We start from the raw sequence: 18,829 nt of genomic DNA, 5'->3' as shown, positions 1-18,829 counted from the left end.
ACGGGGGGTTAACGGCCTCATGGCCATCAGGCTGCGACCGGTCCATTTCGCCCAACCAATCCCATGGCCGCAGACAGCAGCAAGGCCGCAGCGGCAAATCCGCCAGACAGCCAGAGCGTGGCGTGCAGCCCCCAGCCATCGACCAGTTGGCCGCCCGCCCATGAGCCCAGCGCAATACCGATGTTGAAGACGCCAACGTACAGCGCCGTGGCAATTTCCACGGCGCGTGGCGCAGCCTGCATCATCCAGGTCATCAGTCCCACCGATACGCCGCCGTAGGCCAGGCCCCAGACCAGCAGCACGGCGCCACCACCGGTTGGCGAGTCGCCCATGGACAGGAACAGCACAGGCGCCAGCAGAAGGCCCATGGCGATCGCCGTCAGACTCGGCACCGTGCGGCGAGCCGCGATGATGCCCGCCAGGAAGTTGCCCGCAATGCCCGCGATGCCGTAAGCCAGCAGCAGCGCGCTCATCCATTGCGCATCGAACCCCGACACCGTCAGCAGCAGCGGGCGCACGAAGGTGAAGGACATGAAATGCCCGGCCACCAGCAGCAGCGTCAGTGCCAGCCCGGCCTGCAGCCTGCGGTTGGCCAGCTGATGGCTGAACTGGCGCAGGTTGGCCGAGCCTGTGGCAGGCAGGGAGGGGAGAACGGCCACGTGCAGCGCCAGCACCAGTGCGCTGAAGCCTGCCATGCCACCGAATGCCCAGCGCCATCCCGCGAAATCGCCGATCAGCGCGCCCAGCGGCACGCCCAGCACCGAGGCCGCCGCCACGCCGCCAAAGATGACGGAAGTTGCCAGGCCCATCGACGCCTGGGGTACCAGCCGTGCCGCCAGCCCGCCCGCGATTGCCCAGATGCCGCCCATGCAAAAGCCCACCAGGACGCGCGCGGCCAGCAGCCAGATCAGCGACGGCGCCAGCGCCGAGGCCAGGTTGGCCAGCACGAGCAGGGCCAGCAGTCCGCACAGGATGCGGCGCCGGTCCATGCCGCCCGCCGCCATCACCACCAGCGGCGCGAACAGCGCGGCCAGCAGCGCCGGCAGCGAGAGCATCAGGCCGGCCCTGCCCATGGAGGTGCCCAGGCTGCCAGCAATGGATGTGAGCAGGCCGACCGGCAGCATTTCCGTGGTCACCACGGAAAAGGTGGCCAGGCCCACGGCGGACACGGCCAGCCACGGGCGGCGCGCGGCGGGTTCGGGCCGCGTGGAGGAAGACGAATTCATGGTCCAGATCCCTTCAAACAGGTGGGGGGTGTTGCACCGCCGTCGCGGGACAGAGAAAATACATACGCTGCGTATGAATAGAATCCTATATACATACGCAGCGTATGTAAATAATCATGCACGCCGTATGTAAGGAGATTGGCCATGGTTCGCCGCACCCGCGCCGAGATGGAAGAAACCCGCGCCACGCTGCTGGCCACGGCCCGCAAGGCCTTTGGAGAGCAGGGCTACGCCGATGCCTCCATGGACGATCTCACCGCGCAGGTGGGCCTGACGCGGGGCGCGCTGTACCACCATTTCGGCGACAAGCAGGGCCTGCTGGCCGCCGTGGTCGAGCAGATCGATGCCGAGGTGGATGAACGCCTGAAGGCCATCACCGCCCATGCCCAGGATCCCTGGCAGGGCTTTCGCAGCCGCTGCCGGGCCTACCTGGAAATGGCGCTGGAGCCTGAAATCCAGCGCATCGTGCTGCGCGATGCGCGCGCGGCTTTGGGCGGTGCGCTGCCGCAATCGCAGCGCCACTGCATTGCGTCCATGCAGGCACTGATTGCGGACCTCATGGCGCAGGGCATCGTGGCCCGGGCCGATCCGCAGGCGCTGGCATCGCTGATCTACGGCAGCCTGGCCGAAGCGGCTTTCTGGATTGCCGAGGGCGAGGACGCTGACCTGCGGCTGGAGCGCGGCGCGGCGGCGCTGGACCTGCTGCTGGGCGGGCTGCTGGCCCGGCCCTGAGCGGGCCGCCTGGCCGCATTCTTGTACGCGTGCCTGCGAGATTCGGCATGCTGGCGCACACCTAGCTACAAATCTGCGATGCTCAGTCGCTTTTCGTTCCCGACTTGGATACAGACGGCGGGGCCTGGCGCCAGGCCCTGCGGACAACAACATGCATGTTCTCTTGGTGGAAGACAACGCGCTGGTGGCCAGCGGCGTGCGAGCCGGCCTGCAGCTGCAGGGCTTCGGCGTGGATACCGTGGCCTCGGCCGGGCAGGCGGATGCGGCCATCCGTTCCTCGCATTTCGATGCCTGCGTGCTGGACCTGGGCCTGCCGGACGAGGATGGCCTCTCGCTGCTGGCGCGCTGGCGCGGCCAGGGCCTGCAGGTGCCCGTGCTGGTGCTGACGGCGCGCGATGCCGTGTCACAGCGCATCGAAGGCCTGCAGACCGGCGCCGACGATTACCTGGTCAAGCCCTTTGACCTGCACGAACTGGCGGCGCGCCTGCATGCGCTGCTGCGCCGCGCGGCCGGCCGCAGCGTGGACTGGATCGAGCTGGGCGAGGTGCGCATCAACCCCGCTGCAGGCCATATCCAGCGCCAGGGCCGCACGGTGGAGCTGTCGCGCCGCGAGTGGTCGCTGCTGCGCGCGCTGCTGCAGTCGCCGGGCCGCATCCTGAGCACCGAGCAACTGCGCGACAGCCTCTACGGCTACAGCCAGGACGTGGAGAGCAATGCCGTCAACGTGCATGTGCACCACCTGCGCCGCAAGCTGGGCCATGAACTGGTGGAGACGGTGCGCGGCGAGGGCTATCGCTTGGGCCTGCACCCATGATGCGCAGCCTGCGCGTGCGCCTGCTGGCATGTCTGTGCCTGGCGCTGTGCACGCTGTGGGGCGGGGTGGCGGCCTGGATGTTCTCGGACATGCGCAACGAACTGCGCACCGTGCTGGATGACCGGCTGATCGCCTCGGCGCGCATGGTGGCAGGCATCGTCCACCAGTTCCGGCCTGCCCGGGAGCTGCCGCAGGACTGGAGCCCCATGCTCAACGTGATCGCGCGCGACGGCGTGGCCTGCGAGGTCAGCCTGGTGCGCGGCGAGGTCCAGCCCGTGCGGCCCGAATCGGCCCTGCCGCAGGTGCTGGCCAAGACCGAGGGCAGCCCCGTGTTCCCGCAGAGCATGCCGCTGGGCTTCTCGACCATCATCAAGGGGGGAAAGCCCTGGCGCACCTATGTGCTGGAGGACCACGGCGTGCGCATCGCCACGGCCGACCGCATCGATGTGCGCGAGGGCCTGATCCACGGCTTTGCCTACACCATCGTCCTGCCCTTCGTGCTGGCGCTGCTGGCCAGCATGGGGCTGATGTGGTGGGCCGTGACCCAGGGCCTCAGGCCGCTGGAGGCCCTGCGGCGCGAACTGGCGCGCCGCCCGCCCGGCGACGACTCGCCCGTGGCCCAGGGCCTGCAGACGCGCGAGCTGGCGCCGCTGGTGGGCACGCTCAACCAGCTGTTGCATCGCGTGCGCGCCGCCATCGACCGCGAGCGCCGCTGGAGCGACGACGCCGCCCATGAGCTGCGCACGCCGCTCACCGCCATCAAGACCCATGTGCAGGTGGCGCAGATGGCGCTGGCGGCGCCCGGCATGCCTGCCGGCCTTCTGGCCGCGCCGCCCGGCTCCATGGCCCGCGATTCGCTGGCCCAGGCGGGCGAGGGCGTGGAGCACCTGCAGCACACGCTGGAGCAGTTGCTGCTGCTGGCGCGGCTGGAGCAGCATGAACCTGGCGCTGCCTCCGTGCTGGCCTGCGGCGATGCGCCTGCCGATGCGCTGCAGGCGCTGGACAAGGCCTGGCAACTGGCTGTGAATGCCGTGAGCGCCCAGGCCCCAGCGCCCGCGCTGCGCACATGGCTGGACAACGGCCAGCCCGTGCAGGACTGGCCGCTGGCCATCTCCGAGCCCCTGCTGGTCTCGGCCCTGCGCAATCTGCTGGAAAACGCCCTGCGCCATGCGCCGCAGCATCCCGTGGAACTGGCCGTGCGCCCCATTGGCACCATGCCGGGCAAGACGCAGCAGCCGGGCACGGGCTATGTGGAGTTCACCGTGGCCGACCACGGCCCGGGGCTCAGCGCCGAGGAATGCGAAGAGGCCACGCGCCGCTTCTGGCGCAAGCGTCCCCAGGAGCATGGCAGCGGCCTGGGACTGCCCATCGTGCAGCGCATCGCCGAATGCGCAGGCGGCTGCCTGCTGCTGCAGCCGCGCAGCCTGTGGCGGCCCGAGGAAGGCCAGGCCAGCGGCCTGGTCGCGCGCCTGTACCTGCCGCTGGCGGACGGCCCGGGCCCGCAGGCCCCGGACCCTGGCCCATTAACGCCGGCTTAATCTCGGCTCCGTATCGTGCGGGCCTGGCTGGCCAGCCCTGCGGGCATTGCGCCTTGCGGGGCGGCGGCCGGTATCCCTATTCGATCCTGTCCGCCGCAGCCGCGCGCTCCTGGGTGCGTGGCGCGGACGCATGGCAGGGCAAATGCCTCTTCCCACGATGATCCGCATGAACAAACAGACCCTGTCCCGGTCGTGCATCGCCATCGGCATCTGCATGCTGATGGGCAGCGCCTGGGCGCAAGACGCCGCGCCCAAGGCACCAGCGCCCGCAGCAGCGCCCGCAGCTGCGGTGCAAGGCAGTGCAGCAGCCGGCCAGAAAATCGCCCAGTCGGGCACGCCCCAGGGTGCGGCGGCATGTGCCACCTGCCACGGCGCCAAGGGCGAGGGCATGGCGGGCTTTCCGGCCCTGGCCGGCCAGCACGCCGGCTATCTGGCGCGCCAGCTCCAGCACCTGGCCGACGGCAGCCGCCAGGCCCCCGTGATGGCGCCCATGGCCAAGGCCCTGTCGGCCCAGGACCGCGCCGATGTGGCCGCCTATTACGCCAGCCTGCCGCTGCCCATCCAGCCCGTGCGCGGCCCCCTGCCCAAGGGCAAGGACGATGACGGCGCCTGGCTGGTCGAGCGCGGACGCTGGGCGGACGGCATTCCCGCCTGTGCCCAATGCCACGGCCCGGGCGGCGTGGGCGTGGGCGCCGATTTCCCGGCCATCGGCCACCTGACGGCCGACTACATGCAAAGCCAGGTCGCCGCCTGGAACAAGGGCCAGCGCGAGGCCGGCCCGCTGGGCCTCATGGGCAAGGTCGCGCAAAAGCTCACGCCCGCGGACATCCAGGCCGTGGCGGCCTACTACGCCCGCCTGCATGGCTCCAGCCCCAGCCCCAGCAACGCAGCCACGGCCTCCGCGCCAGCCAAACCCTGATGGACCGGGAGCCGAACATGTCCGACACACAACCCACCCGCGCCTCCAAAAACTCCAATACCGCCGAGTACGTCGTCGTCGCCTGCCTGTTCGCCGGCCTGGCGGGCGCGCTCGCCTATGGCATGTACATCAGCCAGCCAGACATGCCACCTGCGCCGGCCCGCGTGGGCGCGGTCCCCGCTGCGGCTGCCACCGCAGCCAGGGCCGATGCAAATGCGAATGCCCAGGTCACCTCCCAGGCCGTGAAAGTGGCTGCCGACGGCGGCGCCTTCACCCCCCCCGGCGCCCGCGACATTCCCGACACGCCCATGGGCGAGTGGATCCGCCGTGGCGAGGCCATCTTCCTGCGCACGCCGGCCAACGCCGTGGGCTTTTCGGGCAACACCCTCAACTGCGTGAACTGCCACCTGGACGCAGGCCGGCTCAAGGGCGCCGCACCCATGTGGGGTGCCTACCCGCTGTACCCCGCCTACCGCAAGAAGACCAACCACGTGGACACCTTCGCCGAGCGCGTGCGCGGCTGCTTCATGTACAGCATGAACGGCAAGGCCCCCGACGACGGCCACGACATCCTCGTGGCGCTGGAGGCCTACGCCTACTGGATGGCCCAGAAGGCGCCCACGGGAGAGAAGCTGCCGGGCGCGGGCTTCACCAAGGTGGGCAAGGCCGCGCAGGAGCCCAGCTTCGAGCGCGGCGCCAAGGTCTACGAGGCCAAGTGCGCGCTGTGCCACGGCGCGCAGGGCCAGGGCCAGGAAGCGGGCGGCGTGACCGTGTTCCCGCCGCTGTGGGGCAAGCAGTCCTACAACTGGGGCGCAGGCACGCATGAGGTGGACAAGGCCGCCAGCTTCATCAAGGGCAACATGCCCTACGGCAACCCCACGCTGGACGACCAGGAAGCCTGGGACGTGGCCACCTACATCAACAGCATGGAGCGCCCCCAGGACCCGCGCTTCACCGGCAACGTGGCCGACACGCGCAAGCAGTTCCACGACACCCCGTTCTCGCTGTACGGCACCGAGGTCAACGGCCGGCTGCTCAAGGGTCTTTGAGCCGGTCGGACAGGCAACGGCAGGCCGGGCGCAGGCCTGCGTTGCCGTACATGGCAGGGCGCTGACGGCCGCCCTGCAAGCGCATCTGCGCGGGTGCGGCCTTTGCACCAGACGGCGTACGGTCATCGGTTTGACGGCCGGCATTTCATGATTTAATAAGAATCATTCTCACTGATTTGCCAGCGCATCCGGCTTGCACCGCAGCACACTGCCTTGCCGGCAAGCCAGGCCCGTGCCGCACGGAGCCATGCGCAAAGGCCTTCGCGCGACCACCGCGCAATGCTCAGGTTTGCCGAGGAAACCATGACCCAGACCTTGGACGACATTCAGCAACTGGCGCATGAGCACCAAGTGCTGCTGCGTGGCTACGGCCACGCCCAGTTGCGCAGCAGCGAGCTGCTGTGCCTTCAAGCCCAGGAAATAGAGAGGCTGCAAAGGCTGGTGATCCGCCAGCGCGCGGCCTTGATGGCCAAGGAAACCCAGCTGCTGTGGGCGCGCGAGGAGCGCGAGGCGCTGGAAAATGCCATTCCCGGCCTCTCGCGCCGCGTCACGCTGGCACGGCGCGTGGAGTCGCTGCTGGTGCGCGTGCAGGACCTGTTGCGCGAGCGCGCACGCTGGCAGCGCCAGACGGCCGCGCCCCTGGCGCAGCCCGCCATGCCTGCGCGGAAGCCCGAACAGGACGCCGAGGCCTTCGAGGCCAGCCTGCGCGAGGCCGATCTGGTGATCTGCCAGACCGGCTGCCTGAGCCACGGCGAGTACTGGCGCATGCAGGACCATTGCCAGCGCACGGGCAAGACCTGCGTGCTGGTGGAGCAGCCCGATGCGCTGCGCATCGTCCGCATACACCGGGGTGCCGAAGGCGGCGACAACCCCGCCATGACACTGACACACGGAGACACCACCGCATGACACGCAGCAAGATGCCCCTGAGCCCGGGCGGCGAACCCGAACTGCGCAGCGTCGGCCTGAAGGCCACGCTGCCGCGCATGCAGGTATTGGAGATGTTTCGCCAGAGCGAGTCGCGTCACCTGCACGCCGAAGACGTGTTTCGCCTGCTGGCCGAGCGGCGTGCCGAGGTGGGCCTGGCCACCGTCTACCGCGTGCTGTCGCAGTTGGAGGCCGCAGGCCTGCTGCTGCGCCAGACCTTTGAAAGCGGCAAGGCGGTGTTCGAGCTCAATGAGGGGCCGCACCATGACCACCTGATCTGCCTGCAGTGCGGACGCGTGGATGAATTCAGCAACGACCACATCGAGGCGCTGCAGCACCAGGTGGCCCAGGCCCACGGCTACCGCCTGGCCGACCACCGCCTGGCCCTGTACGGCCATTGCGGCGCATGCTCGCAGCTGCCACCCGAATCACCGGCACAGCCCGTGCAGGCAAGACAGCCTGCGCTGCAGGACAACGAATGAGCACCAACGACAGATCCCTGACCCCCGAGCAGCGCGCCGCGCTGGACCTGCTGATGTCGCGCCAGTCACGCTGGCCGCTGCAGGAGCCGGCGCCCGGCCCTGGCGTGATCGACACCGTCATCGACGCGGCCTTGCGCGCCCCCGACCACGGCCAGCTGCGCCCCTGGCGCTTCGTGCTGGTGCAGGGCGATGCGCGCCATGCGCTGGGCGAGGTATTCGTGCAGGCCGCCAAGGCGCGCGACCCCCAGGCCGACGCCGAGCGATTCCGCGCCAAGGCCCTGTCTGCCCCGCTGATCATTGCGCTGGGCGTGCACCTGCAGCCCGAGCACAAGGTGCCTGAAAGCGAGCAGCTGCTGGCCGGTGGCGCTGCCGCCATGAACATGCTCAACGCCCTGCACATCCTGGGCTTTGGCGGCTTCTGGGCCAGCGGCGCCAACAGCCACGATGCGCGCGTGCGCGAGGCCCTGGGATTCGAGCCCCATGACCGGCTCGTCGGCCTGCTGTATGTGGGCACGCCCGTCTCGGCCGGCCGCGAAGCCCTGCGGCCGCCGCGCAACCGCTTTGTGCGCGAATGGCAGCCCGGGCAAGACCTGGTGCAAGGCCTGTCGCTGTCCGCCAGCGCGGCCGACGAAGGCTGATCCTGGTTCCCTGAAACAAGGATGCCCGGCTTGACCGGGCATCTTTCGTTGCGGCTGCTCAATCGGCCTATGCCGCCGTCTCGACCGACTTCAACTGGTAGATGGCATAGAAGTGCACGCCAAAGGTCCAGCGGAATGCCGGCCCCACCAGCGAGTAGGGCGGGCCATAGCCTTCCATCACCTGGTGCGCGGCCACCAGTTGCAGGCGCGGATGGGCTTGCGCCAGATCGGCCTCGCGGCGCAGGCCCCAATGGAACTGGGCCTGGGTGAGCCGGACCGAGGGGTGCTGGCTTGCGCGCCCGGCGGCCAGCCAGCACATGGCGTCGAACACCAGTTCCGAACCCGGCGGGCTGCATTGCGCAAACGTGGTCCACAGCGCCTGTATCTGCTCTTTTTGCAGGTACATGGAAACGCCTTCGGCCATCATGAACACGGCAGGCCCTGACCTGTCGGCCGGCAGTCCCAGCCGCCGCCACCAGTCGGCGTCGGCCAGGTCGAATTCGCGGATCTCCTGGCGCTCCGATGGCCAGGGCAGCAACTGCCTGCGCAGGGCTACCACCGGCCCCAGGTCCGCATCCGTCATGCGCATCTGTCCGTTGTCCAGCCATTGGAAATAGTCGCTGAGGCCGCAGCCCAGGTTCACCACATGGCCCTGCGGCTGGCGCCGGAGAAAGTCCTGCGCCAGCGCGCGAAAGCAGTGCGTGCGCGCCAGCACGCCGTAGATGCTCTGCCTGTCCTGAAGCCAGCGGCTGCCGTCGTCGCCCAGCTGGGTCAGGGTGTCCAAGGCGTGGGCGTCACTGACGGCCATGCCCGGAAACAGCCGGTCGCCCAGGGCGCGGGCGGTCAGCGGAATGCGCAGCGTCTCGCTGACGTCGGACAGTTTTTCCTGCCGGGGCGTGGAGGGCGGCGCATCGGTGAAAGCCGGGCCGGCCGACGGTGCAAGAGGTTCGGGCATTGCTCGCTCCTGTGGTGCGCTGCAGGCCAGCATGCCAGGCCTGCGCACGTCATGAACCAGTTAACGGGAATCATTCATATTGGCTTGATGCAAGGCTGCCACGGCACGACCCGCGACGCTTCCAGGGCCATCATGCGCGAAGTCCGTTCAGAACCGGCAGTCCGCAGTCTGCACCAGTTGCGCAAAGGCGCCGCCCAGCGTGCGGTTGTGGTGGCCGATGATGAGCCCGGCCTGCAGCAGCGGCGAATCGGTGGTGGTATGGGCATCCGCCACCAGCACCGGGCGAAAGCCCAGGCCGGCTGCGGCACGGCAGGTGGTGTCCACGCAGAACTCGGTCTTCATGCCGGCGATGACCAGTTCGGCAATGCCGGCTTCGGCAAGCCAGGTGGCCAGGCCGGTGCCCTCGAAGCAGCTGGGCCGTGTCTTGTCGAAGACGCGGTCCCGCTGCGCATCGATGCCCAGCTGCGGCAGCAGTTGCGTGAGCGGGCTGCCGGGGGCGATCGGCGAGCCTGCAGGGCCGGTGTGGCGCGCAGCGAAGATGGGCGCGCCGGCTTCACGGGCGCGGGCGATCAGTTGTCGGGTGTTCGCCAGCACGCGGTCCTTGTCGAACGGCGCATCGCTGCCGTTGAAAAGACCTTGCTGCATGTCGATGACGAGCAGGGCACGCCGTGGGCCGTCCGGTGCGGCCGTCGAGGAGGGGGAGGAAGCGGCGGACGCGACGGAAGGGGCGGAAGGGGCGGAAGGGGGAATCTGCATGAAGTCTCTCCGGTGATGCCCTGGATGCACGGAGAAACGCAAAGGCCCCGTCCATCGTGGGCGGGGCCTTGGGGGATGGTGGCTGCCTTGCGGCGCTCAGGTATCCGTCCACGGTCCGCCGTTGGCGGTCGTGGTGGTGGTGAGGCGGTGCGTGGCAAAAACCATCCGCGCATCCTGAGGCCGGCGATGCGGCCTGTCAACCCTTGCGTGCGCGGGCCTGGCCCTCACGACTTGTTGACCTTGTGGTCCTCGCCCTTGGCTTCTTCCATGGCCTCGGGCTCCAGTTCCTCGGCGGAGCGGTTGAGGTGGATGAAGGCGCCCCAGCCCAGCAGCAGGACACCTACGGCGCTGACCAGGGCGGCGGGGTAGAGCAGGTGGGCGGGCTCTTCCTGCGTCTTGAAGGCGGCGACCAGTGCTTCGACGGCCAGCGCGACGACCAGCACCACCAGAAAGCGCGAGAGAAAGCGGCGCACGCGCGTGGGGCCGCTGATGTGGGCCTCGCGTATGACTTCCTCTTCGGTGATGGTCTGGGCGATCTGCAGCGCAACCACGCCGGAGGCCAGGATGCCCAGCGCCTCGACGATGCGCAGGCCCGATTCGCCATCCACGCCATGCGCCATGGCGTTCCAGCCCTTCAGGCCCGCGATCCAGAGCAGGGCCACGGCGGCCAGCGAAAACAGCAGCGCGATGAGGGCGTGCAACACGGTGAAAAGGGTATGGATGGCTTTCATGGCAGAGGGCGGAGAGTGGGCCGTGGCGCATGTTTCCACGGCGCCGGCGCGCCGCTTGTAGGAAGCGGCGAACAGCGGTGGACAGGCGGCCTGCCTGTCTGCGGTTCACGGGCATGGATAGAATCCGAGGACCATGTCCAGATGGTTCATCGCGGTTTTCTCCCTGCACTTCGTCGTCAGCGTGGCCTTGTCCACGCTGGGGCTTGCGCCATGGCGCGCCCTGCAGGACGAGCCATGCGAGCCGCCCGGTGGCCACCCGCGCGCGGCCTGCGCCGGCCCGGAGCGCGCGGCGGCGCCGCGGGTGGACACGGTCTCCCTGCTCGATGACTTCGACCACGCGCTGATGGACGATCAGCAGGACCTCCCCGATGTCGTGCACGCCGTGGACGGCATGGCGGCACCCCGTCTGCAGGCCGGGCGCCACATCACCGCCAGCCTGCGCGAAGGCCCCTGGCGCAGCCTGGCCCCGCCCGACCGGCCTCCCCGGGCAGCCTGATCCCCCATTGCCGTTTTTCTGACCTGCAGTGCCCTGCGCCTGCGGTGCCTCTGCCGCTTCGGGACCCTGTCCTGAATGCCCGGCTGCCGGGCTGGCCCCTGGCTTTCCTTCTTCCCGGACCCATCGCCGCATGGGCCCTTTCTGCCGCAGCTGCGGCTCCCGGTTCCCACAACACGCATCATGGAAATTGCCATACTTTTTGCGCTGATCCTGCTCAATGGCGTCTTCGCCATGTCCGAGATCGCGCTGGTGACGGCGCGCAAGGCGCGCCTGCAAAAACTCATTGACGAGGGCGATGCCGGCGCCGCCGCCGCCGCGCAGCTGGGGGCCGACCCCACGCGCTTTCTGTCCACCATCCAGATCGGCATCACCTCCATCGGCGTGCTCAACGGCATCGTCGGCGAGGCCGCGCTGGCCGCCCCCCTGGCCGAGTGGCTGCAGCGCCTGGGCGTGCCCGCGCCCTATGGCGGCTACACGGCCACGGCGCTGGTGGTGGTGCTGATCACCTATTTCTCCATCGTCGTCGGCGAGCTGGTGCCCAAGCGCATAGGCCAGACCTATCCTGAGACCTTTGCGCGCCTGATCGCACGCCCAGTCAACTGGCTGGCCCATCTGACCAAGCCCTTCGTGGTGCTGCTGTCCGTGTCCACCCATGCGCTGCTGCGCCTGCTGGGCGTCAAGGAAAACAGCGGCAGCGTTGTCACCGAGGAAGAGATCCACGCCATGCTGGCCGAAGGCACGACGGCCGGCGTCATCGAATCGCACGAGCACACCATGGTGCGCAACGTGTTCCGCCTGGATGACCGCCAGATCGGCTCGCTGATGGTGCCGCGCAGCGACGTGGTCTGCCTGGATGCCGATGCGCCGTTCGAGGACAACCTGCGCGTGATCGAGCAGTCCGACCACGCGCGCTTTCCGGTGGTGCGCGGCGGCATGGACTCCATCATCGGCGTGCTCAACGCGCGCCAGTGGCTGTCGCGCGCGCTGCAGGGCAAGGAGCAGGGCCTGACCGACCAGCCCATGCAGACCGCACTCTATGTGCCCGAGACCATCACCGGCATGGAACTGCTGGAGAGCTTTCGCCTGTCCGACGTGCACATGGCCTTCGTGATCGACGAGTACGGCGAGGTCCAGGGCATCGTCACCCTGCAGGACTTGGTGGAGGCCATCACGGGCGAATTCCAGCCCCGCGATCCGCGCAACTCCTGGGCGCTGCAGCGCGAGGACGGCAGCTGGCTGCTGGACGGCCACATCCCCGTGCCCGAACTCAAGGACCGGCTGGAGCTGGCCACCGTGCCCGAGGAAGAGCGCGGCCGCTACCACACGCTGGCCGGCATGGTCATGCTGCTCACGGGCCGGCTGCCGTGTGTCACCGACACCGTGCAATGGGAAGGCTGGCGCTTCGAGGTGGTGGACATGGACGGCAAGGCCATCGACAAGGTGCTGGCCATGCGCGTGGACGTGTCGCTGCAGGTACCGGGTGATGAAGACGGCGGTGCGGCCCATGCCGCGCGCTGAACGCCGGGGCCCGCGCGGCGCATGGAAACTGCTGGCATGCGCGGCGGCCGTGGTCTTCATGGCCGCCTGCCTGGACGGCGTGCAGGGCTACCCGCAGCAGCAGGCGCCCATCATCAGCCCCTACGACATGACCCAGGAGCAGCGGCTTGCCGAAATGAACGTCATGGGCGCGGCCGGCCATGCCGACCATCGCTGGACCTACGAACTGCGCCCCGGCTGCGTGCTGCGCGTGGACCTGGACGGCCCGCAGGGCCCCAGGCCTTCGCATGACATCGCCCTGCTGGGCAGCGTGGTGGCCGTCACGGCCCAGCGCGAACGCGGCAGTTTCCGCGTGGAGCTGCAGCCCGGCGACGGCCTGCAGGCCGCGCGCTCCCTGGTGCTGGAAAGCGCCAAATGGGCCGACGCCAGCTGGACCCAGCTGCTGCTGCGCCTGATGCAAAAGGGCTGCGTGGAAATGCAGGGCCGCCCGCATGGCAGGGCTGCAAGCCGGCACTGACACTGGCGTTGAAGGCGGCATCGGCATGGCACGGAGCGCGGCAGGCAAGCCGCTTTGCGCGCCCTTGAAAGCAAAAGGCGGCACCGAAGTGCCGCCGGTTTGAACGCGGGACGAGAGCCCCGCGCCAAGGCAGATCGCCGGCTTACTTGGCCAGCGTCAGCGTGCCCTTCATCAGAGCGGAGTGGCCGGGGAAGGAGCAAAAGTAGCTGTAGGCCTCGCCGGCCTTCAGGGCGGCGGTGGAGAAGGTGACGGAATCGCTCTCGCCGCCGCCGATCACCTTGGTGTGGGCGATCACGCGGGCATCCTTTTCCTTCACGAAGTCCTTGGTCGCACCAGCGGCGATGCCGTCATTGGCCACGGGCTGCAGGTCGGCCGTCTTGCTCAGCACCCAGTTGTGGCCCATGGCCGTCTTGGGCAGCTTGCCCACGTGCTTGAGTTTGACCGTGAACTGCTTGCAGCTGGCGGGCACGCTGATGGTGGGCTTGTTGAATTGCATGGCGTCGTTGCCTTCGATCTCGACGGCGCAGTCGGCGGCCAGCACAGGCGCGGCGACGGCAGTCATTGCGAGGGCCAAGAGGACGGGCTTCCATTGCTTTGCCATTGTTTTCTCCTTGAAAAGCGGGTGAGGTGGCTGGCATCCGAGGGCCATGGACCGGCAGGCGGTCTGTCGCCATGGATGCTTTGTATGGCTGCCTCAAGCATAGACAGGATCGGGGGCGGCAGGTTGATTTGAATCAAGTCAAAAGAGTTCGAAGACTTGCGCTTGGAGCATGCGGTATGGCGTTGCGCATGCAGGGCATGCATTCGGGCTGCCGCAGGAAAACGGTTTTGCCGCCCGTGGTCTTTTGGCGACGGGCAACCCCACAGCTCGCATGCCTCTACTCACGTCAGTCACATTTGGGTACGATTGCTGGAAATAGAGGGAATGTATGAGATTGCTTGTTTTCATAGGCTCGATCATCGGCGCCATCTTTCTGCTGACGGCGTTCTTCGTCGACAGCTCCCATCAACAGGCGGCGCTGGCGGCCATGGCCTGCGCCAGCGTCCTCATTCCGTATGTGCTGTTCAGATTGCACTCGATCGCCGTCGAGCATGACCAGCTCGACCAGATCCTGCAACTGGTGCGAAAGTCCGGCAGCCAGGGCGAGGGGCTGGCCCAGGGAGGCGATGGGCCCCCTGAGGCGAGCGGGCCTGTGGCGCCCAGGTCCTGGATGTCCTGAGGCCTGGCATCGACAGGTCTGGGGGGTGTCAGGCGAACTGCACCACCACGCGCCGGTTGGTGCGGCTTTTCTTCTCGATCTTGGTGACGGCCACCGTGCCTATCTCGGCCGTGCTGCGCACATGCGTGCCGCCGCAGGGCTGGCGGTCCAGGCCGGGGATGTCGATGATGCGGATCGCGGAGGTGCCGCCCGGGGGCGCCGCGCCTGCGGTGCGCACCAGGTCGGGCTGGGCGGCCAGTTGCTCGGGCGTGATGCGGTCCACGTTCACGGCATGGCTGGCGGCGATCAGGGCGTTCAGGCGCTCCGTCAGATCGGCCTTGTCCAGCGTGGATTCAGGCAGGTCGAAATCCAGGCGTGCCGAGTCCGGCGAGATGCTGCAGCCCGTCACGGGCACAGGCACCAGCACGCCCAGCAGGTGCAGGCAGGTGTGCAGGCGCATCAGCCGGTGGCGCCTGTCCCAGTCGATCACCACCTGGACACGTTCACCCACCTGGGGCGGGGCATCGGTCTGCAGCACATGCAGGATGCGCTGACGGTCATCGGCATAGACGGTGTCGATCAGGGCCAGGCTGCGGCCATCGGCCAGGGTCAGCGTGCCGGTGTCGCCGGCCTGGCCGCCGCTCCGGGCATAGCAGACCGTGGCATCGAGCTCGATGCCTTCGGGGCTGACGGCCGTCACGGTGGCTTCGCAGCGGTCCAGGTAGGCGTCGTCATCAAAGAGCTTGTGCGTCTGGGGCATGGGGTGTCTCCGGGGTCGTGGTTCTTGGGTTAGGGGCTTCAGCGCAGGGCGCACAGGCCCTGGGCGGTTTCCATCTTGGGATCTGGGGGCGTGGGAGCCGCCGGCCCGGGGTGCAATGCCCCGAAGGTCGGCCGCATGCCGGCCGCATGCCGGGCGCCGCGGTCCAGGCCGGCTGCGGCGGCGATGAGATGGTCAGGCTCCCGTGTCATGGCGCGTGTCATGTCGCGGTCCATGGTATCGGCGGCATGGCGGGGCCGGCCAGTACGCCTGGGCGAAAAGTCCCCAGTACAGTCCATGGCCCGCAGCGGTGGCAGTCGCCTGCTTGACAGCCTGTCAAGTGGCGGTGCCCGCGACCTGACAAGATCGGCGCCCGCACCGCCTGCGTGCCGGGGAACAATGGCATGGCCGTTGCGGATGGCGCTACAGATTTTTCCAAAGCTGACGACATACGCAGGGCATGAATCTGTGAGTTTTCCGAGGGACTGTCCGGATGGATCAAGAACTTCTGCTTCCGTCCGGTGCAGGCTCCACCCCCGTCTCCATCCCGGCAGGCCCTGGTTTGCGGCTGCCCACATTGTTCATCTCCTCATCTTTATGAGCACTACCGATCTTCACGCGGCTTCCCTGAGCGATCTCTATGACCGGCTGCATGAAAGCCTCAGCGACGAGGCCTTTGCCGCCGAACTCGACGCCCGCCTGCATGACGGGCGGGCCGACGAGGTACGCACCTTCCTGCGCGGCTGCGAGGAGCGTTGTCTCAACATCCTGGGGCATCTGAGCGGCAGCGACGCACCCTGGTCGCGTGACGGCGATCGCTGGCTGGCCTTTGCGCGGCTCACCGTGCCGCGCGGCCATGTGCTGTCGGGCCGCAGCGAGGAGCTGACCAATGCCCATGTGGCTGCCGAAGTGCGCGTGCTGGCCGAGCAATGGCTGGCCCACGCCCGCAGCGCAGACCTGCCTGTGTACAAGGGCACAGGCTTGGTGCTCGGCAGCCTGCTGCCCTGGCTCAGCTATCCCGGTATGCCCTATGACGAGGTGACGTCCACACTGGACTGGGCGCTGGCGCTGCGCGAGGAGGCCGGGTTCCGCCGCAACCATGAGTACCACGCGGCCTGGAAGCCCCTGGTCGCCCAGCTGAACGATGCCGACCTGCAGCGCTACGCCGCCGTGGGCGGCAAGCTGTTCGACGATGTGCTGGACCACTACCGCAACGAGCGCCAGCCCAGGCAGCCCAAGGGCCAGGGCTGGAAGGACTGGCTGCCTTTCTTTGCCGAGCATCCCCAGCTCTTCGACAAATCCTACATAGATGATCCCGACCTGATCGGGCAGCGCTGGGCCAGTGCCGGCGCGCCCCGGCGAGAGGAACTGGCCGCGCTGCTGCTCAGCCAATTGACCTACTCCCAGCGCGCCGAGCGGACGAGCGCATTGCAATTGCTGGACCGCCTCGTGGCCGAGGATCCCGCGCCCTTTGCCAAGCAGCTGCGCGAGAACGGCCGCTACCAGATCAGCCTGGCGCTGGCCATGCATGTCATGAAGCACGACGATGCCGCCTTGCTGCCCCTGCTGCTGCCCGCCATGGCCCAGCGCTGCGACCGCGAGGACGAGCTGCGCCGCTACCGCAGCGTGATCCGCGAACTGGTGACCCGCCGCCCGGCCGATCTGGCCGAGGTGCCTGTCAAGGACCTGGTCAATGTGCTGCCCGTGCTCGACACCGCCAGCCTGAAGGCTGCGCTGCCCACCTTGACCCCCCTCATCGCAGGCAGCAGCGCAAAGGGCCTGCGCGCCGCCATGGCCGGTCTGGCCGCCCATATTCCGCTGGCCAGCTTGGTGGATGCCGGCTGGCTGAACAAACCGCCCAAGAACCTGCTGCTGACCTGCCGCGACGTGCTGCTGGCCCACCCCGACCCCGCTGTCGGTCCCTTGCTGGCGCAGTTGCTGGCCGGCGGCAAGCTGGACGCGGCCTCGGCCAGCAGCGTGCAGCAGCGGCTGCAGCAGTTGGGCCTGACAGGGCAGGGCGCCTCGGTATCGGATGAAAGCCAGGCAGATGCCGCATCGCCAGCGTCTGCCGCTGGCGGCGTGGATCTGGAAGTCCAGCTTGCCTCCATCAAGCGCCTGAGCGCGGCCATCAAGCCCTTCGATACGCCCGAGCTGCTGGCGCTGTGCGCGCCGCTGTCCGAACACGCGGCCCGCGTGCTGCTGCATGTGTCCGCCATTGCCGAAGGCGGCCTGCCGCCGCTGGCCGGCGAGCTGCTGGCGCGCATTCCGGCCGACAACCGTGCCCGCCTGGCGCTGGCCCTGGTGCAGCAATGGATTGCTTCCGAGGGCGAGCCCAAGCAGCGCTGGGCGCTCAGGCTGCTGCCCGGCCATGCCGATGACCGCGTGGTCGATGCGCTGGTGTCCGCCGTCCAGGCCTGGAACCGCCCGCGCCTGCAGCGCGCGGCCGCCGCCGTGGAGCATCTGGGCGAGGTGGACAGCCTCTACGCTCTGCTGCGCGTGCAGGAGATCTCCGAGTCGCGCTCGCTCAAGGACCAGGTGCAGCGCACGGCGCGCATCGCCCTGCGTGCCGCCGCTGCCCGCCGCAAGATGAGCGTGCCTGAACTCTTCGACGAGCTGACCCCCGACTTCGGCCTGGGCCAGGGCCTGACGGTCACGGTCGGGCCGCAGAGCTACCGCGTGGAGCTGCAGGGCGATCTGAGCCTGCGCGTCATCAACGACAAGAACAAGGCCAGCAAGACCATTCCTGCGGTCAAGGACGAGGCGCTCAAGCCCGAATGGGAGGCCGCCACCGCGCAGCTCAAGACCCTGGCCACCAGCCTCAAGACCGTGGTCAAGCAGCAGGCGCCGCGCATGCTGGCGGCCCTGGTCAGCGGCAAGCGCTGGCCGCTGGATCGCTGGCAGCGGCTGTTCGTGGCCCACCCGCTGCTGCGCATCGTGGGGCGTAGCCTGATCTGGCGCGCAGAGGATGCGCCGGGCCTGGCGCGCACCAGCTTCCGTCTGGCCGAGGACTTCTCGCTGGTCGATGTGGAGGATGAAACCGTGACCCTGCCGGCAGGCGGCAGCATCAGCCTCTGGCACCCGGCCACGGCCCAGCCCGGCGAGCGCGAAGCCTGGCAGGCCTACATGGCCGACTATGAGCTGGAGCCCCTGGTCGACCAGCTGGGCGCCTGCGCCGAGCAGCCCGCGCCAGGCCAGTTCAAGAACGGCATGCTGCTGCCGCCTGCGCCGATCACGCTGGCGCAGGAGCAGCTGGGCGGCCTGCTCAAGAAGTTCGGCTACCGGCCCGGCCCCGTGGGCGACGGCCCCAGCATCAACGAGCATGTGTGGCGCCTGCCCGCGCTGGAGCTGAGCCTGGAGCTGTCGCACGGCTATTTCCCGCCCTACCTGGACCTGGGCCTGCCCGTGGCCGTGGAAGGCCTGCGCGTGCACGACCTGAGCAAGGAATACGGGGCCAGCGCCGACCCGGCCCGGCTGCCCAAGCCGCTGCTTGCCACGCTGCAAGGCCAGTGGCTGGCCCTGGCGGCCAAGGCGGCTGCCTGAGCCTTTGTGAACCTTTGCTCCCTTGAAACGTTGGCCGCCCGACCGCCCATCACCGA

The 18,829-nt window shown here is 68.7% G+C and carries 20 protein-coding genes; 13 read left to right on the top strand and 7 right to left on the bottom strand.

The window, feature by feature from the left end:
- Positions 1-26: 26 nt before the first annotated feature.
- Positions 27-1,226: an MFS transporter gene (locus ACUTR7_RS16410; protein ID WP_445609292.1), complete on the bottom strand. Its 1,200-nt coding sequence runs from the start codon at positions 1,224-1,226 to the stop codon at positions 27-29.
- Between the two features lie 144 nt (positions 1,227-1,370).
- On the opposite strand from ACUTR7_RS16410, the gene ACUTR7_RS16405 reads away from it, so the two are divergent.
- The 8 genes from ACUTR7_RS16405 to ACUTR7_RS16370 all read left to right on the top strand — a co-directional run bounded on the left by ACUTR7_RS16405 (position 1,371) and on the right by ACUTR7_RS16370 (position 8,325).
- Positions 1,371-1,958 (top strand): TetR/AcrR family transcriptional regulator, encoded by a 588-nt coding sequence (locus tag ACUTR7_RS16405; protein WP_088164477.1) that lies wholly within the window; start codon positions 1,371-1,373, stop codon positions 1,956-1,958.
- A gap of 151 nt (positions 1,959-2,109) precedes the next feature.
- Entirely contained in the window at positions 2,110-2,772 is a 663-nt protein-coding gene (locus ACUTR7_RS16400; protein WP_012206042.1) for a response regulator, read from the top strand.
- Positions 2,769-4,310: an ATP-binding protein gene (locus ACUTR7_RS16395; RefSeq protein ID WP_088164478.1), complete on the top strand. Its 1,542-nt coding sequence runs from the start codon at positions 2,769-2,771 to the stop codon at positions 4,308-4,310. Before ACUTR7_RS16400 ends, ACUTR7_RS16395 begins: the two co-directional genes overlap by 4 nt.
- A gap of 157 nt (positions 4,311-4,467) precedes the next feature.
- Positions 4,468-5,229, top strand: coding sequence for a c-type cytochrome (locus ACUTR7_RS16390; protein ID WP_445609439.1), 762 nt, complete (start codon positions 4,468-4,470; stop codon positions 5,227-5,229).
- A 17-nt stretch (positions 5,230-5,246) separates the two neighbouring features.
- The gene (locus ACUTR7_RS16385) at positions 5,247-6,278 is read left to right on the top strand and encodes a c-type cytochrome (RefSeq protein ID WP_445609291.1); all 1,032 of its coding nucleotides are present in this window, start codon (positions 5,247-5,249) and stop codon (positions 6,276-6,278) included.
- Between the two features lie 303 nt (positions 6,279-6,581).
- A complete protein-coding gene (locus ACUTR7_RS16380) occupies positions 6,582-7,187 on the top strand; it encodes a DUF2325 domain-containing protein (protein ID WP_198819070.1) in 606 nt (201 codons plus the stop codon).
- Positions 7,184-7,687 (top strand): ferric iron uptake transcriptional regulator, encoded by a 504-nt coding sequence (fur, locus tag ACUTR7_RS16375; RefSeq protein WP_034394641.1) that lies wholly within the window; start codon positions 7,184-7,186, stop codon positions 7,685-7,687. Before ACUTR7_RS16380 ends, fur begins: the two co-directional genes overlap by 4 nt.
- Positions 7,684-8,325: a nitroreductase family protein gene (locus tag ACUTR7_RS16370; RefSeq protein ID WP_216294315.1), complete on the top strand. Its 642-nt coding sequence runs from the start codon at positions 7,684-7,686 to the stop codon at positions 8,323-8,325. Before fur ends, ACUTR7_RS16370 begins: the two co-directional genes overlap by 4 nt.
- A 67-nt stretch (positions 8,326-8,392) precedes the next feature.
- On the opposite strand, the gene ACUTR7_RS16365 is transcribed toward ACUTR7_RS16370, so the two are convergent.
- The 3 genes from ACUTR7_RS16365 to ACUTR7_RS16355 all read right to left on the bottom strand — a co-directional run bounded on the left by ACUTR7_RS16365 (position 8,393) and on the right by ACUTR7_RS16355 (position 10,767).
- Entirely contained in the window at positions 8,393-9,280 is an 888-nt protein-coding gene (locus tag ACUTR7_RS16365; protein ID WP_216294314.1) for a class I SAM-dependent methyltransferase, read from the bottom strand.
- A gap of 147 nt (positions 9,281-9,427) precedes the next feature.
- The gene (locus ACUTR7_RS16360; RefSeq protein ID WP_216294313.1) at positions 9,428-10,036 is read right to left on the bottom strand and encodes a cysteine hydrolase family protein; all 609 of its coding nucleotides are present in this window, start codon (positions 10,034-10,036) and stop codon (positions 9,428-9,430) included.
- A 224-nt stretch (positions 10,037-10,260) separates the two neighbouring features.
- Positions 10,261-10,767 (bottom strand): hypothetical protein, encoded by a 507-nt coding sequence (locus ACUTR7_RS16355; protein WP_012206033.1) that lies wholly within the window; start codon positions 10,765-10,767, stop codon positions 10,261-10,263.
- Between the two features lie 133 nt (positions 10,768-10,900).
- Between ACUTR7_RS16355 and ACUTR7_RS16350 the strand changes: the two genes are divergently transcribed.
- The 3 genes from ACUTR7_RS16350 (at position 10,901) to ACUTR7_RS16340 (ending at position 13,277) form a co-directional block, all read left to right on the top strand.
- The gene (locus tag ACUTR7_RS16350) at positions 10,901-11,263 is read left to right on the top strand and encodes a hypothetical protein (protein WP_216294312.1); all 363 of its coding nucleotides are present in this window, start codon (positions 10,901-10,903) and stop codon (positions 11,261-11,263) included.
- Between the two features lie 180 nt (positions 11,264-11,443).
- Entirely contained in the window at positions 11,444-12,781 is a 1,338-nt protein-coding gene (locus tag ACUTR7_RS16345; RefSeq protein ID WP_216294311.1) for a hemolysin family protein, read from the top strand.
- A complete protein-coding gene (locus ACUTR7_RS16340; protein ID WP_216294310.1) occupies positions 12,768-13,277 on the top strand; it encodes a hypothetical protein in 510 nt (169 codons plus the stop codon). Before ACUTR7_RS16345 ends, ACUTR7_RS16340 begins: the two co-directional genes overlap by 14 nt.
- Positions 13,278-13,419: 142 nt before the next feature.
- Here ACUTR7_RS16340 and azu read toward each other — a convergent pair whose 3' ends face one another.
- Complete coding sequence (gene azu / locus ACUTR7_RS16335; RefSeq protein ID WP_216294309.1) at positions 13,420-13,878, bottom strand: azurin; 459 nt, start codon at positions 13,876-13,878, stop codon at positions 13,420-13,422.
- A gap of 328 nt (positions 13,879-14,206) precedes the next feature.
- On the opposite strand from azu, the gene ACUTR7_RS16330 reads away from it, so the two are divergent.
- Positions 14,207-14,497: a hypothetical protein gene (locus tag ACUTR7_RS16330; protein ID WP_043821386.1), complete on the top strand. Its 291-nt coding sequence runs from the start codon at positions 14,207-14,209 to the stop codon at positions 14,495-14,497.
- 28 nt (positions 14,498-14,525) lie between these two features.
- Here the strand turns inward: ACUTR7_RS16330 and ACUTR7_RS16325 are convergent, their stop codons facing one another.
- On the bottom strand, positions 14,526-15,236 hold the full coding sequence (locus ACUTR7_RS16325) for an alanyl-tRNA editing protein (protein ID WP_216294308.1): 711 nt from the start codon (positions 15,234-15,236) through the stop codon (positions 14,526-14,528).
- A 38-nt stretch (positions 15,237-15,274) separates the two neighbouring features.
- Entirely contained in the window at positions 15,275-15,445 is a 171-nt protein-coding gene (locus ACUTR7_RS16320; RefSeq protein WP_445609290.1) for a hypothetical protein, read from the bottom strand.
- A 385-nt stretch (positions 15,446-15,830) separates the two neighbouring features.
- Here ACUTR7_RS16320 and ACUTR7_RS16315 point away from each other — a divergent pair, with 385 nt between their 5' ends.
- Entirely contained in the window at positions 15,831-18,773 is a 2,943-nt protein-coding gene (locus ACUTR7_RS16315) for a DUF4132 domain-containing protein (protein WP_445609289.1), read from the top strand.
- Positions 18,774-18,829 lie beyond the last annotated feature (56 nt).

It is taken from the genome of Delftia sp. NA_296.1 (assembly GCF_052692095.1).
Note: the sequence above shows the minus strand (reverse complement) of the source record. Positions and strands in the feature narration are given on the sequence as shown.